General features: G+C 43.9%; 16 protein-coding genes. All 16 read left to right on the forward strand.

The window, feature by feature from the left end; translation table 11 throughout:
• Window positions 1-84: 84 nt before the first annotated feature.
• The gene (locus tag HRU80_08550; protein ID QOJ28927.1) at window positions 85-642 is read left to right on the forward strand and encodes a biotin transporter BioY; all 558 of its coding nucleotides are present in this window, start codon (window positions 85-87) and stop codon (window positions 640-642) included.
• Between the two features lie 104 nt (window positions 643-746).
• Window positions 747-2657 (forward strand): (Fe-S)-binding protein, encoded by a 1911-nt coding sequence (locus tag HRU80_08555; protein QOJ30498.1) that lies wholly within the window; start codon window positions 747-749, stop codon window positions 2655-2657.
• A gap of 20 nt (window positions 2658-2677) precedes the next feature.
• Window positions 2678-2872: a histone H1 gene (locus HRU80_08560; GenBank protein ID QOJ28928.1), complete on the forward strand. Its 195-nt coding sequence runs from the start codon at window positions 2678-2680 to the stop codon at window positions 2870-2872.
• Between the two features lie 54 nt (window positions 2873-2926).
• Window positions 2927-4072: a CapA family protein gene (locus HRU80_08565; GenBank protein QOJ28929.1), complete on the forward strand. Its 1146-nt coding sequence runs from the start codon at window positions 2927-2929 to the stop codon at window positions 4070-4072.
• Between the two features lie 96 nt (window positions 4073-4168).
• Window positions 4169-5191 (forward strand): isocitrate/isopropylmalate dehydrogenase family protein, encoded by a 1023-nt coding sequence (locus HRU80_08570; protein ID QOJ28930.1) that lies wholly within the window; start codon window positions 4169-4171, stop codon window positions 5189-5191.
• Window positions 5188-6390 carry an MFS transporter gene (locus tag HRU80_08575; protein ID QOJ28931.1) on the forward strand — a complete coding sequence of 401 codons (1203 nt, stop codon included), beginning with the start codon at window positions 5188-5190 and terminating at the stop codon, window positions 6388-6390. Before HRU80_08570 ends, HRU80_08575 begins: the two co-directional genes overlap by 4 nt.
• Before the next feature lie 5 nt (window positions 6391-6395).
• Complete coding sequence (dusB, locus tag HRU80_08580) at window positions 6396-7421, forward strand: tRNA dihydrouridine synthase DusB (protein ID QOJ28932.1); 1026 nt, start codon at window positions 6396-6398, stop codon at window positions 7419-7421.
• Window positions 7418-7987, forward strand: coding sequence for a phosphatase PAP2 family protein (locus HRU80_08585; GenBank protein ID QOJ28933.1), 570 nt, complete (start codon window positions 7418-7420; stop codon window positions 7985-7987). Before dusB ends, HRU80_08585 begins: the two co-directional genes overlap by 4 nt.
• A 1-nt stretch (window position 7988) precedes the next feature.
• A complete protein-coding gene (locus HRU80_08590; protein ID QOJ28934.1) occupies window positions 7989-9653 on the forward strand; it encodes a hypothetical protein in 1665 nt (554 codons plus the stop codon).
• Window positions 9650-10405, forward strand: a complete 756-nt coding sequence (locus HRU80_08595; protein QOJ28935.1) for an enoyl-CoA hydratase/isomerase family protein — start codon at window positions 9650-9652, stop codon at window positions 10403-10405. Before HRU80_08590 ends, HRU80_08595 begins: the two co-directional genes overlap by 4 nt.
• Window positions 10405-10920, forward strand: coding sequence for an adenine phosphoribosyltransferase (locus tag HRU80_08600; GenBank protein QOJ30499.1), 516 nt, complete (start codon window positions 10405-10407; stop codon window positions 10918-10920). Before HRU80_08595 ends, HRU80_08600 begins: the two co-directional genes overlap by 1 nt.
• A gap of 7 nt (window positions 10921-10927) precedes the next feature.
• The gene (locus HRU80_08605) at window positions 10928-11389 is read left to right on the forward strand and encodes an NUDIX pyrophosphatase (GenBank protein QOJ28936.1); all 462 of its coding nucleotides are present in this window, start codon (window positions 10928-10930) and stop codon (window positions 11387-11389) included.
• A gap of 15 nt (window positions 11390-11404) precedes the next feature.
• Window positions 11405-12322, forward strand: a complete 918-nt coding sequence (locus HRU80_08610) for a sugar kinase (protein ID QOJ28937.1) — start codon at window positions 11405-11407, stop codon at window positions 12320-12322.
• Window positions 12309-13301 (forward strand): S-methyl-5-thioribose-1-phosphate isomerase, encoded by a 993-nt coding sequence (gene mtnA, locus HRU80_08615; GenBank protein QOJ28938.1) that lies wholly within the window; start codon window positions 12309-12311, stop codon window positions 13299-13301. Before HRU80_08610 ends, mtnA begins: the two co-directional genes overlap by 14 nt.
• The gene (gene recO, locus HRU80_08620) at window positions 13298-14038 is read left to right on the forward strand and encodes a DNA repair protein RecO (GenBank protein ID QOJ28939.1); all 741 of its coding nucleotides are present in this window, start codon (window positions 13298-13300) and stop codon (window positions 14036-14038) included. Before mtnA ends, recO begins: the two co-directional genes overlap by 4 nt.
• A gap of 42 nt (window positions 14039-14080) precedes the next feature.
• Window positions 14081-15556 carry a Do family serine endopeptidase gene (locus HRU80_08625; protein ID QOJ28940.1) on the forward strand — a complete coding sequence of 492 codons (1476 nt, stop codon included), beginning with the start codon at window positions 14081-14083 and terminating at the stop codon, window positions 15554-15556.
• The last annotated feature ends 72 nt before the right edge of the window (window positions 15557-15628 follow it).

Here is a 15628-nt window from a genome sequence, read left to right on the forward strand (position 1 = left end):
TTTTCACCCTGTTAAGAGCATATTTGTAACCGATTTAATGGTTTTCTTATATCCAGATAATAATTAAGTAAACGGAGTTTTCTTATGAGCGCAACAGTAGTAAAATTAAAGTCACTTTTAACATCATCCGATGCTGCCGGTAATGTATTCCGGATCACCCTTTTTGCAGTTCTGACTGCGGCTGCCGCACAGATAAGCATTCCGGTAAAGCCGGTTCCTTTCACCTTGCAGAGTGTCGTTGTGGTCTTGGCCGGTGCACTCCTTGGTGCAAAGAAAGGCGCCCTCAGCCAGATCATGTATCTTGCGCTGGGATTAACCGGTCTTCCGGTTTTTGCTATGTCAGCGGATGCCACGGTTGGTTTTGCCAGACTGATCGGTCCTACCGGAGGTTATCTTCTCGCTTTCCCTGTTGCAGCATATATCACCGGACTCATTATTGAAAACTATAAAAGCACTGTTGCATCTGTTCTTTCCATCCTCGCCGGCAATGCGGTAATTCTGCTTAGTGGTGTTGCGTTCCTTAATATCTTTTACGTAAGTGATCTGAATCAGGCACTGTTTGTTGGCGCAGGCATCTTCAGTCTCTGGTCGGTTGTCAAGATGGCGCTGACCTATGGTATATATAAAACTGTTAAAAAGTAAAAGAGACCAGCTCCGTGTTTGGCATTAAGAATATCGTTTTCATCATAGTCTTTCTTGCGGCAGCAGGATTTTTTATCTATAGCACCAGACGACTGATCTCTTTTATGCTCCTTGGCACAAAAGAGGACCGGTTCGATAATCCTGGCCGCCGGCTCAAAAATGTATTTGTCATTGCATTCGGACAAACCAAACTTCTCAGAGATAAGGTTGCGGGTACTCTTCACTTTCTTATCTTCTGGGGTTTCATGCTGTTTATTACAGCAGTGCTTGAGGCGGTCATACAGGGATTTTATTCCCCCTTTACTTGGGAAATTCTTGGTCCGCTTTATGCTGTGGTGACCGTTGTTCAGGATGTCTTCGGAGTTCTCGTTATAGGCTCTGTATTGTATTCTCTTTACCGCAGGTTCATCGAAAAAGTACCGCGTCTGAAATCGGAACGCCACGGGCAGCTTGATGCGGCATTTATTCTCACGATGATTATGCTGGTAGTTGTGAGTATGTTCGGCCAGAATATGGCGCATGTAGCCAAGAACGGATTTGTTTTTGCTGAATATGAAATCCGCCCGGTCAGTACCTTTCTCGCTGCAAGACTATTTGACCCGTTTTCCCAGGCATCTTATGATATATATGAAATCTGCTGGTGGATTCATATCCTTGTAGTTCTTGGATTTGTGAATTTTCTTCCTTACTCCAAACACCTCCATGTTCTTTCATCCATTCCCAATGTCTATTTTTCAAAGTTTGATGAAAAGAAAGGGGCGCTCAGGCCGATTAACCTTGAGGATGAAACGATTGAATCCTATGGTGCTGATGATATTGAAAAACTGAGCTGGAAACAGATTCTGGATGGCTATTCCTGCACAGAGTGCGGACGATGCACATCGGTCTGCCCCGCCGCCACGACAGGCAAGTCGCTTTCACCGCGAAAAATAATTGTTGATATCCGGAGAAGAACGGAAGATAAAGGTATGCTCGTGACCGCCGGCGTAAAAGAGAGTGTTATATACGAACGCACTCTCGTGCATGATTACATCAGTGATGTGGAATTGTGGCAGTGCACAACCTGTATGGCGTGTGTTCAGGAGTGTCCGGTTATGATTGAGCATGTTGACTCAATTGTTGATATGCGGCGTCATCTGGTGCTTACTGAATCCAATTTTCCCTCTGAGCTTAATAATGTATTCAAATCGCTGGAAACGAATGGTTCACCCTGGGCATTTAATCCGGCGGACAGAGCTGCCTGGTCTGAGGGAATGAATGTAAAAACAATGGCCGAAGATCCTAACGGAGAAGTGCTTTTCTGGGTTGGCTGTGCAGGTTCATTTGACAGCCGGTATCAGAAAGTTACCAAAGCGTTTGCCAGTATCATGCAGAAAGGGAATATTGATTTCCGCATTCTTGGCTCCGAGGAAAAATGCAACGGTGATACAGCCCGCCGGCTTGGGAATGAGTATCTCGCTCAGACCATGATGCAGGAGAATATTGAAGTTCTAAACGGTTATGGCGTTAAGAAAATTGTTACCGCCTGCCCGCATTGTTACAATTCACTGAAGAATGAATTTCCCCAGTTTGGCGGGAATTATGAAGTGCAGCATCACAGCGAACTGATTCATGAGCTTATTGAAACCGGCAAGATTGAAATGAAAGAAGCCGAGGAACCGCTTAATGTAACATATCACGATTCCTGTTACATTGGCAGGTATAATGATATATACGAAGAACCGAGAGAAGTGCTTGACGCGGCACCATCAGTTGAACTGACTGAGATGGAGAGAAACCGCTCTAAGGGATTTTGTTGTGGTGCCGGTGGCGGCAGAATGTTCCTCGAAGACGTGGAGGGAGGCAGAATAAATGAAGAGAGAACCAGGGAAGCTCTCGAAACCGGTGCTACTACCATCGGAACTGCTTGTCCGTTCTGTATGACCATGATGACTGACGGAGTGAAAGCTCATGATAAAACCGAGACGGTTCAGGTTAAAGATATCGCGGAATTAGTTCTTGAAAATTCTAAATAAATAAACATCAGGAGGTACGAATGGATCAATACAACAAACTGCTCGATGCGTTAAAAAATCTTGAAGGCGATTTTCAGAAGTTCTATGAAAAAGGAAACTCTGCTGCCGGAACAAGATTAAGAAAAGGCCTTAGCGACCTTAAGAAACTCGCTCAGGACATCAGAATTGATATTCAGGATGTAAAGAACTCCCGCAAAGGCAGTTCGGCTGAATAACTTTTTTGTAGTTTTCTTTATGAGCCGGGTTCAACAAACCCGGCTTTTCTGTTTATGAAAAGATTATATGTACGGCTCTTCCTGATACTCTTCATTCTGTTCAGTTCTGCTGCCAATCCGCAGGGAAAAACAGAAGAAGACAACAGAAATGGTAAGGCACTTCTCGCATTTACCGGTGATCTTATGTGCCACAGTCCGCAGTTTGAATATGCCAAAACTGACAGCGGGTATGATTTCACCCCTTACTACGAGTATATACGGTCAGAGCTCTCCTACGCTGATCTGACCATCGGAAATCTGGAAACTGTCCTCAGCGGAAGAGAGATGAAGTTTTCCGGTTACCCGGATTTTAATTCGCCGGATGAATATGCCTTGGCTTTAAAAGAAGCCGGATTCGATTTTTTGGTCACTGCCAACAATCACTCCCTTGACAGAGGGGAAAAAGGACTTCTCAGAACTCTTGATGTGCTTAAAGGACAGGGTATTGGAAGCACAGGAACCTATTCCAGTCAGACAGACCGCGATTCTCTGAGGATTCTCAAAATAAATGGCATCTTTTTTGCGCTTCTGAATTATACTTATGGGACCAACGGAAAACCGGTTCCAAAGGGAAAGGACTATCTTATTAATCTGATTGATAAAAAACTGATACAAAAAGATATTCTGAAGGCGAAAGAACTTAAAGCCGATATTATCATCGTTCTTTATCATTACGGTCAGGAGTATAAACGGGAACCTGATAATTATCAAAAACAGGTAAATGACTGGGCCCGGGAAGCCGGGGCAGATGTTATTATAGGCAGTCATCCCCATGTTTTGCAGCCTGCCGTTTTTTTGGCGGATTCATCAGGTCTGACAAGAAAATTCACAGCATACTCTCTTGGGAATTTCTTCTCAAACCAGCAATGGAGGTATTCGGATGCCGGGGCGGTACTATATCTTAGTTTCGAAAAAAACGCTGAAAGAGCCACTTTAACTACGGCGGATTTCCTGCCGACCTGGGTTTTTAAGGGTGATATTGACGGGAAGAGAACTTACAGAATACTTCCGTCAACAGCATCAGGGTGTGAACATCAGTATGGTTTTCTTTCAAAATCCCAGAGGGCAGCATTCAGGAGATCATACGAGGATTCGAGGGAAATTCTTACCCGTTTTGACAGAAAAATCGGAGTTTTTCCAATGCGTAATTGTAGTCATTAGCCGGTCTGAAAGGCTGATAGGGGGGGGTTTCGGCTAAAAAATTGCCTGAAATCTCCGTACATTTAAAATTTACATTTCTCAAAACTTAAAATCCATATGAGTCATAAAATTACCTTAATTCCCGGGGATGGGATAGGTCCGGAAATTTCCAAAGCAGTTGTCAGAATCATCAAAGCCTCAGGGGTAGAAATTGACTGGGATGTGCAGGATGCAGGGCTTGCCGCACTTTCCAAATTCCATGACCCGCTTCCTCAGCAGGTGATAGATTCTGTCGCCCAGAACAAAGTAGCACTTAAAGGCCCGCTCACTACGCCAGTTGGAAAAGGATTCCGCAGTGTAAATGTGGCACTCAGGAAAGAATTTGAACTCTTTGTAAACCAGCGCCCGGCGAAGACCTTTAAGGGGATTAAAACACTTTATTTCGACCACATTGACCTGATGATCTTTCGCGAAAACCTTGAGGAGTTTTACTCAGGCATTGAACACTATATTGACAGCAGCCGTTCAGCAGCAGAAACCATCGGTATCATTACTAAGCGGGGTTCAGAGCGGATAATCCGGTATGCATTCGAATATGCGCGCACCCATGGCAGAAAAAAGGTGACGTTGGTTCACAAAGCGAATATTCTGAAATATACCGGCGGTCTCTTTCTTGATGTAGGTATTGATGTCGCAAAAGATTACCCGGATGTTCAGTTTGATGACAAAATAGTTGATAACATGGCAATGCAAATGGTCATGAATCCGTATCAGTTCGACGTAATTGTTACTACCAATCTTTTCGGAGATATTTTATCCGATCTGGCTTCAGGTTTAGTGGGCGGACTCGGAGTTGCTCCGGGAGCTAATATCGGGGATGGAGTAGCAATTTTTGAAGCAGTACACGGCTCCGCACCTGATATTGCCGGACAGAATGTTGCCAATCCGTCTGCATTACTTCTCGGTGCGGTAATGATGCTTGACTATATCGGAGAAAAGGAAGCTGCAAATCTGATTGAGAAATCAGTAGCCAAGGTAATTGAGAACGGAAAAGAAGTAACCCGTGATCTCAACAAAGAAACATTTGTTTCAACCGATGCAATGGCAGATGCCATCATCCGCGAGATGGAAAAAGGTTGATGAAGAAAAACCTGCCGCTTTCCCTGATATTTATTGTTGTATTCATTGATCTGTTAGGATTCGGAATTCTTATTCCGATTCTTCCGACGTTTGCAACAAAAGAACTGGGAATGTCAGAGGGACTGATCGGATTGGTAATAGCTGCATATTCATTTGTACAGTTTATCTTTAATCCGCTTCTTGGAACTCTCTCTGATAAATATGGCAGGCGAATGATTATCCTTGTTACATTGTTTCTTAATGTGGCGGGGTATCTGATGTTTTCATTCTCACATTCATTTCTGATGCTGATTTTATCCCGTGTTATCTGCGGCATAGGAGGCAGCAGTATTGGGGTTGCCCAGGCGTATATCGCTGATGTAACAACACGTGAGGATCGTGCCAAGGGTATGGGCCTGATTGGTGTAGCATTCGGTCTGGGTTTTGTTTTCGGCCCGCTTGCCGGTGGTATTCTCGCCAACTGGGGTTATGAGTATGCAGGTTATGCAGCGGCATTTACTTCAATGGCTGCTCTTATCGTCTCCTATTTTGCTCTGCCAGAACCAGAAAATAAAAACAGGGTGCCAGGTGAAGGAGGCAGAAGAAAGATTGTTGATCTGCCTGCAATGATGCAGGTTTTCAGCAAACCCGCAACCGGGATTGTTATTCTTTTGTTCTTCATACTCACTTTTTCCGTTGCCAATATATACGGTACCTTTGCGCTGCTGGGAACAAAGCAGTATCATTTTAGTGATATGGAAAATGGTTTCATTTTTGGCATCGTGGGTCTGATAGGCGCGCTGGTGCAGGGAGGGCTGATCGGAAGATTATCCAAAAAATATACCGATACACAGCTGATCATTGTCAGTTCATTGCTTATGATTTTTGGTCTCGGTTTCATTCCATACGGTATCAATATGACCGGAGTTATAATTGTTGTTACGGTTTTATCTTTCGGTACCGGAATATTGCAGCCGACCATTCTCAGTCTTATTTCAAAAATCACTCCTCAGAGGGAACAGGGAATGGTCTTAGGTGTGAATCAGTCTGTGGGTTCATTTGCCCGGATGCTCGGCCCGCTCTGGGGGGGATTTTCATTCCAGTATCTGGGATATGAGGTGCCATTCCTGACAGGGGCAATTTGTACTCTGTTTATTTTTATCTACAGTATAACAAAACTCAAGAACCTTCTTGAGGCAGCACCGGTACACGCGGAGTAGCAGGCATGAAAATCGGATCTGTTGAAATAGAAAAAGGAATTCTCCTTGCTCCCATGGAGGATATTACTGATATATCATTCCGTCTCGTCTGCCGTGAACTCGGGGCTGATATGGTATACACGGAATTTGTGAATGCAGAGGGTATCGTTCGTAAGAATGCAAAAACTCATAAAAAACTTGAGATTTGTGATGAGGAGCGCCCGGTTGGTATTCAGATATATGGCGGTGAGTTAAAATCAATGGTCGGTGCAGCAGAAATAGCTGCTTCATATAAACCTGACCTGCTTGATATTAATGCCGGCTGCTGGGTAAAGAATGTTGTCGGCAACGGAGCAGGTGCAGCTCTGCTGAAAGAGCCCGATAAAATGCAGACCCTCATCAGGGAAATTGTGGATGCAATGAAAATCCCTGTTACCGTGAAAACAAGAATCGGATGGGATGAAAAAAGCATTAATATTCTTGAAATAGCATCCAGGCTTGAAGATGCAGGCGTAGCAGCACTAACTGTTCACTGCCGCACTCGCGTTCAGGGGCATAACGGAGAAGCAGACTGGTCCTGGATTGATAAGATTAAACAGCGTGTCCAAATACCTATCATACTGAACGGAAGCGTTTTTACAGCGCATGACGTGCAGAGAGCTTTTTCAGAGACGGGTGCTGATGCAGTTATGATCGCCAGAGGCGCGATCGGTCATCCATGGGTATTTACTGAGGCAAAGGAACTTTTGCAAACCGGAAAAATCTCAACGGTAATTGATATTGAAAAAAGAATTTCAACCTGCCTTCGTCACCTTAAACTGGCTGTCGGAGTAAAAGGGGAGAGAAGAGCCGTTATTGAACACCGGAAATTTTACAGCGGTTACATGAAGGGTATGCGAAATATCTCCTCCGTGCGTTCCGCTTTAATGACAGCTGAAAATTACGATCAGGTTGAGGAAATGCTCCGCAAATACCAGGAAGATCCGGAAGCATTTATTACACAGAAACCTGTTGAAGAAACTGAGGTAATTTATAACGGAGGCTGTTCGTGAAGAGTCCTGCGTATATAGCCGCAAAAACGGTTTCCTATCTTTTTATCCCTCCGATGATGATACTTTATTCGTATCTGTTTATTTATTTTTCTCTGGGTGATTTGAAAGGCTGGCAGCTTTATGTACCGGTGGTTTTTGGTACTATTTTGCCAGTTGCGGTGTTTATCATCCTCAGAAAAAAAGGTATGGTCACTGATAATGAGGCTATGAATAAAGAAGAAAGAAGTTTTCCTTATCTCATAGGCGCAGGACTGCTCTTTGCAGGAGGCGGATTGCTTTATTACCATAGCATTAGCGGAGTGCCGTATTCATTCTGGCTTAGTTACATTGTTTGCAATATTCTTATTATTCCAATTACCAGGTACTGGAAAATCAGTGCCCATAGTATGGGTACGGCAGTTCCGGGTGCCTTACTATTTTTGTTTGGCGGTCCCCTGTTTTTTATCTCCCTCGGCATTACTGCGGCGGTCTGGTGGTCGCGAATATACTTGCGCTGCCATGACGTTTATCAGCTTAGTGCAGGATATATATTAGGATTTTCCATTACCTATTTCGTGATGACCTGATATGCTCCCGGTAAAAAAAGAAATAGTAAAGCATCTGAACGAAATCGCGGATATGATGGAGTTCAATAATGAGAATATTTTCAAAGTGAAAGCTTTCCGCAATGGTGCCAACAGCATTCGCGGGTATGATGGCGATATCATGGTGCTGATTGCGGAGGAACGTCTGAGTGATATAAAAGGAATCGGAAAGGGAATACAGCCGGTCATCCTTGATTTTGTAGCATCTGGAAATTCAAAACTGCACGCAGAACTTATAAGCGGACTCCCTAAGGGAATTACTGAACTGTTTTCTATTAAAGGGATCGGACCAAAGAAAGCCGCACAACTTTATCATGAATTACAGATAACTGACAGGTCTTCCCTGGCTCTGGCTGCGGAAAATAATCTGATTGCAGGCCTGCAGGGATTCGGGACTAAAACTGAAGAAAAAATCAGTGAAGAATTACAAAAAATAACAGAAAACGAAAAATTTTGCCTGATTGATAAAGGGTTCCGTTTACTCAGTGAACTTGAAACAAAAATATCCGGTATTAAAGGGGTGTCAAAGATTTCATATACCGGCGAAGCCAGAAGAATAAATGAGATTTTTTCAGCTCTTGAGTTCGTTATACTTGCCGAATCAGCAGAGTATGTTCAGAAGGAATCAGCACGTTTCATCACCGAATCAACCCTGGCTGAATCAGTGATTGAGGGTTATTATATGGCTTTGCAGGTAAGAATATATGTTACATCCTCAGGAGATCAGTTTTACAGCACTTTGTTTAAAACAACCGGCAGCCCTGAATTTCTTTCCGCAATCTCTTATGCCGGCCAGTCCAGTGATTCTGAAGAGAAAATCTTCAAAGATCTTGGTTTCCCATATATAGCACCTGAGAACAGGGAGTCTGAGTTTATTGAATCCCAGTGGATTAAAGATTATAAGCTGCCGGAACTAAACCTGACGGACTTTAAGGGACATTTTCATTTTCATACCAGTTATTCTGACGGATTTAATTCCGTAGCGGAAATGGTTGAAACTGCAAAGCAGGCCGGTTATGATTATTCTGTTGTCTGCGATCATAGTCAGAGCGCTTTTTACGCAGGCGGACTTACTCCTGCTAAAATTGAAAAGCAGCTTGAAGAGATAGAAAGAGTAAGAGATTCCGGATCGAGAGTTTTTCAGGGGATTGAGTCTGATATCCTTGCTGATGGCAGTCTTGATTATCCTGAAGAGATACTGAAGAATTTCACTCTCGTGGTTGCTTCCATTCACAGCAGGCTGAATCTGACTGAAGAGGAAATGACCGCAAGAATTATTAAAGCTATTGAGAATCCTTATACCGATATCCTTGCGCATCCTTCCGGAAGGATTCTTTTGAAGCGTGACCCCTATCCCGTGAACCTGTTTAAAGTGATTGATGCCTGTGCTGCCAATGATGTTGCACTTGAGATAAATGCTAATCCTAAACGGCTTGATACGGATTGGAGATATCTTTTTTACGCAAGAGAAAAAGGGGTTAAGTTTGCCATAAATGCGGATGCACATTCTGCTGATCAGATAGCGTTTGTTAATTTTGGCATAATGACAGCACGAAAAGCAGGAATAACTGCCGGTGAAGTGATAAACTGTTACAGCTTTGATCAGTTCAGACAATTTGCATCAAGAAAGGTGAGCAGAAGGTTATGAGTCTGGTAAATTATGAACTCAGGGGATCAAGTGCTGTTATTACGCTTAACAGGCCGGAAAAACGAAACTCACTTAGTCCCGGCCTCGTAAGTGAATTTAAAAAACTCTTTGCGGATTGTTCAGCCGACCCTGCTATTAAAGCTATCATCATAACCGGAGCGGGTACAAGTTTTTGTGCAGGAGCGGATCTTGCTTATCTTAAACAGATTAGTGTCTTCGATAACAATGAAAACTATAAAGACTCTGATGAGCTTTCCGGTTTATTTTACATGATATATAAGAGCGATAAACTGACCATTGCAGCTGTGAACGGACCGGCAATTGCAGGCGGTTGCGGACTGGCTTCTTGCACTGATTATATTATCGCAGGGAAGAATACCGCAAAATTCGGTTATTCAGAAGTTAAAATAGGGTTTCTGCCGGCAATAGTTTCGGCTTTTCTGATTAAAAGAATCGGTGAATCAAAAGCAAGACGGATGCTTATTTCAGGCGAGATTATAGATGCTCAACAAGCATATGACTATGGCTTTGCAGATCAACTTTCTGATGATCCTTTGCAGGATGCGCAATTGTTCGCTGAAAAGCTTTCCGTTAATTCATCCTTCAGTATTGGTGAAACCAAGAAACTTATCAGGGAAGTCGGCCGTCTGAGCATAGAGCAGGCAGTTGAATATTGTGTCAGTCTAAACGCAGTCAGCAGAAGATCGGACGATTTTATATCCGGAATCAGTACATTTTTACGTAAGGAATAATTATGGATCTTAGAAATATCATCCGGGATATACCGGACTGGCCAAAAAAGGGAATCATCTTTAAAGATATCACCACTCTCCTCAAAGATGCTCAGGCATTTAAATCTGCAACTGATGCAATTTATGCTCAGGTGAAGGATCTTGGAATAACCAAGGTAGTTGCCATCGAGTCACGAGGTTTTATCCTTGGAGGAGTTTTGGCGTTAAAACTGAATGCAGGATTTATTCCTGTGCGCAAGCCGAAAAAGCTTCCTGCGGATACAATAAAAGTAACCTATCAGCTTGAATATGGTACTGACTCACTTGAAATGCACCGTGATGCAATAGTTCCGGGTGACCGGGTCCTTTTGCATGATGATGTGCTAGCAACCGGAGGTACTGCTGCCGCAACGATTTCATTGATTGAGCAGCTAGGCGGTAAAGTTGAAGCATGTTCGTTTATCATTGAATTGGGATTCCTTGGCGGTGCAGCAAGACTGCCGGGAAGAACTATTCATTCACTGCTGAAATACTGAAACACGGATGCAGGTAAAATCAGGAATTATTGAAGCACATATCATCAGGAGAAAAGATGAGGTAACGGAATTCCTTCTCCTGAAAAGAGCCGAGAGTGAAATCTATCCCGGCCTCTGGCAGATGGTGAGCGGCCGGATTAATCAAGATGAGCCCGCATATATGGCGGCGATACGCGAACTCAGGGAAGAGACCGGGCTCTCACCCGATAAAATGTGGGTTGTCCCGACAATTAATTCCTTCTATTATCCGAAGGATGACAGTGTAACCATTATCCCGGTTTTTCTGTTTGAGGTGCCTTATGAAAGCACCGTTACCCTTTCTGATGAACATACTGAATATATGTGGGCAGAGGCCGGTGCTGCTTCAGAAAGACTTGCCTGGCCCGGACAGCGGAATGCTGTCAGCATCATTGCCGAATATATCTCGGCAAGAATTTCGTTTCTGAATTTTGTTGAAATTACATTATAAAATAAGGATATACCCATGGGTCTACTCGTAGTTGGTTCAGTGGCGCTTGATTCCGTTGCAACTCCTTTTGATAAGGTTGATAATGCACTCGGCGGATCTGCCACATATATTTCTCTCTCGGCTTCATATTTTTCAGGACCGGTGCATGTTGTGGCGGTTGTGGGAGATGATTTCCCGCAGAAGTATCTGAAGATGCTTGAATCTCACAATATTGATCTGGACGGCCTTCAGGTAGTTAAAGGCGGCAAGACGTTCCGCTGGGCCGGCAAGTATCACTATGATCTCAATTCACGTGATACACTGCTGACCGAACTGAATGTGTTTGAGAAATTTGATCCGGTAATCCCTGATCTTCAGAGGAAATCAAAATTCGTCTGCCTGGGTAACATTGATCCGGTTCTTCAGAAAAGAGTGCTTGATCAGTTGGATAAGCCGCAGTTTGTTGTCTGTGATACCATGAATTACTGGATTGAGGGCAAAAAGGATGAACTGATGTCGCTGCTTCCCAGAGTAAATGTCCTTATTATTAATGATTCCGAAGCGCGTCTGCTTGCAAATGAACCTAATCTGATTAAAGCTGCTAAACTCATCAGAGGCATGGGTGTTGAAACTCTCATTATTAAAAAAGGTGAGCATGGTGCACTGCTCTTCAGTGAAGATGTGATTTTCTCAGCGCCGGCATATCCGATGGAAATGATCTTCGATCCGACCGGAGCTGGTGATACTTTTGCCGGCGGATTTATCGGATACCTCTATAAAACACAGGATCTCTCTGTTGAGAACATTAAACGTGCCGTAATCTACGGAAGCACAATGGCATCATTCTCTGTTGAAAAGTTCAGTACAGAAGAACTTGAAGAACTCAGCTATCTGAGAATTCAGGACCGCTACAGAGAATTTTTGGCTTTGTCAAGGTTTGATGAAAACCTCTGATTTGCAGGCTCTGGGATTTGAGGGGGATTCGTTCTTTTTTATTGATCAGACCCGCCTTCCATTTGAAGAAGTAAAGGTCAGAAGTAATGATTATGAGCGGATCTCCCTTGCCATTGAACGTCTGGAAATCCGCGGTGCTCCCGCCATTGGATGCGCTGCAGCTTACGCACTTGCGTTAAGTTATAAGCAGGGGAATAAAGAGATATTTCATAATGCTTATGAACGGCTTAAAAGAACACGTCCGACGGCTGTTAATCTGTTTCACGGACTGGATACAATATATACAGTATTGAGCAGCGGAGGGGATTATAACGACTGTATAAATACAGCATTGGCATATCATCAGGCCGATGCACAAAGTTGCCGGAGCATTTCGGTTTTTGGAGGTGAACTTCTGGCTGGGAAAAAAAATCCGATTACTATCTGCAATACCGGTGCTTTTGCCGTCGGCGGAGAAGGAACGGCGCTCGGAGTAATAAAACAGCTGCACAAAGTGAATCCGCTCCGGCTGATCACCGCCTGCGAGACCAGACCTCTCCTGCAGGGGGCAAGGCTCACAGCCTTTGAACTTGACAAGGCGGGACTTCCTTTTCGTTTAATAGCTGATTCTGCGTCAGCCTTTTTTATGGACAGAGGGGAAATTGATTTTGCCATAGCCGGTGCAGACAGGATTGCAGCGAACGGGGATACGGCAAATAAGATCGGTACACTGATGCTTGCACAGCTTTGCAGTATATACAAAATCCCTTTTTATATCGCGGCCCCCTTCAGTACGATTGATGCGGAAATCAGCAGCGGAGCTGCAATTCCAGTTGAGTTCAGGTCACCTTCAGAACTCCACTCCGCAAGAGGAGTTCAGATAACCTCCGGAACATATCCGGCCGCAAATCCAGCTTTCGACGTTACCCCTTCTCATCTTATCTCAGGAATCATCACGGACAAGGGGTTTTACTCTTATCCCTATGCATTCAGCAAATGAGCGCGATCATCACAACCGAGGCAGTGGTGCTGAATACTTATGATTTCAGCAATACCAGTAAGATCGTTGTACTTTACACACAAAAGCTTGGAAAAATTTCAGCTCTAATAAAAGCCGGAAGAGATAAAAATTCTAAGATCGGCAGAACCGCTGATATACTTAACCTCATTTCTATTGTACTCTACAATAAAGATGTCAGGGAGGTTCAGCTGCTTACTCAGGCGGATATGGTTGCCTTTTTTGGCAACATCAGGGAGGACTATGATTCTCTGCTTCATGCTCATGCCGTGCTTGAGTTGTTTCAGTATCTCGTAAAGGAGCATGAGGAAAATCAGCGGCTTTATGCCGGATTACGAAAAATCCTTTACCGGTTTGACCAGAAGGCGGAACTCCCTGCGGTAACGTTTCTCCGTTTTTTTATTTTTTTCATTGAGCTTGCCGGCTATGAGCTTTCCACTCAGTTCTGTTCAAATTGCGGACGTGCCGCCGATCATACCAAAGATGAGGCAGGTCTGAATAATACGGCAGGCGTACTTTGTTCTGACTGTGCCCAAAAAATTCCCCACACGGTGCATGTAAGTCAGGAACTTTTCAATGCACTTCATTGTCTAAAAAGCGGAAACAGAGAGTCAGGTTTGCAGCCTGGGGGGGCAATAAGGCTGATTTCGATGCTCGAGAGTTTTCTGAAGTATCAGATACCCGAGTTTCAGGGACTAAAATCAATTAAGAGCATCTGATTCCAGTAATGAAATTGTTAATGTTTAAGAGGAATAAGAATAATGGCTAAAAGATTCTTGGGCGTAGCTGCTCTACTTGTGACCGGAATAATTCTTGGAGCAATCCTGGTATCCGGTTTTAACTGGGTCCGGCCCGGACTGGCGGATATTTTCCTGGGTTCAAGTAACCCGCCGGTAAATCTGAATGCAGATGCAAACTCATTCAGCCAGTCATTTATTGAAGTCGCAGATAAAGTAACCCCTTCGATTGTGCAGATTCAGGTTGTTTCGGAGGTGGAAAATCCCCATTCGCAGTTCTTCTTCCCGTTCCAGGATTTTGACATGCCAAAAGAGCAGGAAGGATCCGGCAGCGGTATAATTATCAGTGATGATGGCTATATTCTGACCAATAATCACGTCGTTGAAGACGCGAAAAAAGTAACGGTTACACTCTTCGATAAAAGGAAGTTTGATGCCAAAGTAATCGGTAATGATCCTCTTACAGATCTGGCTGTAATTAAAGTGAATGCTTCGGGACTAACGGAAGCATTTCTTGGTAACAGCGATAACCTGAAAGTAGGTCAGTGGGTAATGGCCATCGGTAACCCTCTTTCACTGAGTTCAACGGTAACCGCTGGTATTGTGAGTGCTCTCAACCGCGGGCAGTTAAATCTTATTAAAGACTCTTATGGAGTGGAAAACTTCATTCAGACCGACGCGGCCATTAATCCGGGGAACAGCGGAGGCGCATTGGTTGATTTATCAGGTGCAGTAATCGGCGTTAATAGTGCCATAGCCACCAAAACCGGTACATATATCGGATACGGATTTGCTATTCCAATCAATCTTGCCAGATCTGTCGCAAAGGATTTAATAGCAAATGGAAAAGTAAGCAGGGGATATATCGGAGTTCAGATCAGAGAGGTGGACGCTGCGCTGGCAAAGTCGCTCGGGCTGGATAAACCAAGCGGAGTCATTGTTGAGGGTATCGTTGAAGGCGGAGCTGCTGCTGTTGAGGATGTGAGAAGGGGTGATGTGATCCTCAAGATTGACGGTAATGAAATCAGCCAGCCAAATCAGCTTCAGAGCTATGTGGCATCAAAGTCTGCCGGAACCAAGGTTAAACTTGAAATCTTCCGTGACGGTAAGACTATCGAAAAAACGGTAACGCTTAAGCCAAAACAGGAAAAAGAAGATACTGAAGTAGCAAAGAACGAAAAAAAGGACGACAAAGAAAATGACAATACTTCGAGTGCGTCTTTTGAGAATATAGGGCTTAAGGTCCGTAATATGACCAACAGCGAAAAGAGTACCTTTAAAATTGACGAAGGTATCATTATCTCTGAGGTTACTCCCTATAGTTCAGCAGCAGCTCAGGGGTTAAGCCGCGGGCTCGCTATCACCAAAGCGGATAAGCAGGAAATTACTTCAGTAAGCCAGTTCAAAAAGCTGATTGATAATAAATCAGGCGGGGCGATATTGATTGAAGTAACTGACAGCAAGGGAAATACCCGCTTTGTTGGGCTGGAAATTCCGTGAAATAATTGGTAAAATATATATTTTTGAGGCGGAGATTTTCTCCGCCTTTTTAATTTTAAATACCAAGGAATA

It is taken from the genome of Ignavibacteriales bacterium, assembly GCA_015709675.1.
Lineage (GTDB): Bacteria > Bacteroidota > Ignavibacteria > Ignavibacteriales > Ignavibacteriaceae > H2-BAC3.

Bases quoted from the DNA above. Each gene is read 5' to 3' on its own strand.
- HRU80_08550 (QOJ28927.1), top strand. From the start codon at position 85: ATGAGCGCAACAGTAGTAAAATTAAAGTCACTTTTAACATCATCCGAT.
- HRU80_08625 (QOJ28940.1), top strand. From the start codon at position 14,081: ATGGCTAAAAGATTCTTGGGCGTAGCTGCTCTACTTGTGACCGGAATA.
- HRU80_08605 (QOJ28936.1), top strand. From the start codon at position 10,928: ATGCAGGTAAAATCAGGAATTATTGAAGCACATATCATCAGGAGAAAA.
- dusB (QOJ28932.1), top strand. From the start codon at position 6,396: ATGAAAATCGGATCTGTTGAAATAGAAAAAGGAATTCTCCTTGCTCCC.
- HRU80_08595 (QOJ28935.1), top strand. From the start codon at position 9,650: ATGAGTCTGGTAAATTATGAACTCAGGGGATCAAGTGCTGTTATTACG.
- HRU80_08565 (QOJ28929.1), top strand. From the start codon at position 2,927: ATGAAAAGATTATATGTACGGCTCTTCCTGATACTCTTCATTCTGTTC.
- HRU80_08555 (QOJ30498.1), top strand. From the start codon at position 747: ATGCTCCTTGGCACAAAAGAGGACCGGTTCGATAATCCTGGCCGCCGG.
- HRU80_08610 (QOJ28937.1), top strand. From the start codon at position 11,405: ATGGGTCTACTCGTAGTTGGTTCAGTGGCGCTTGATTCCGTTGCAACT.
- mtnA (QOJ28938.1), top strand. From the start codon at position 12,309: ATGAAAACCTCTGATTTGCAGGCTCTGGGATTTGAGGGGGATTCGTTC.
- HRU80_08590 (QOJ28934.1), top strand. From the start codon at position 7,989: ATGCTCCCGGTAAAAAAAGAAATAGTAAAGCATCTGAACGAAATCGCG.
- HRU80_08570 (QOJ28930.1), top strand. From the start codon at position 4,169: ATGAGTCATAAAATTACCTTAATTCCCGGGGATGGGATAGGTCCGGAA.
- recO (QOJ28939.1), top strand. From the start codon at position 13,298: ATGAGCGCGATCATCACAACCGAGGCAGTGGTGCTGAATACTTATGAT.
- HRU80_08560 (QOJ28928.1), top strand. From the start codon at position 2,678: ATGGATCAATACAACAAACTGCTCGATGCGTTAAAAAATCTTGAAGGC.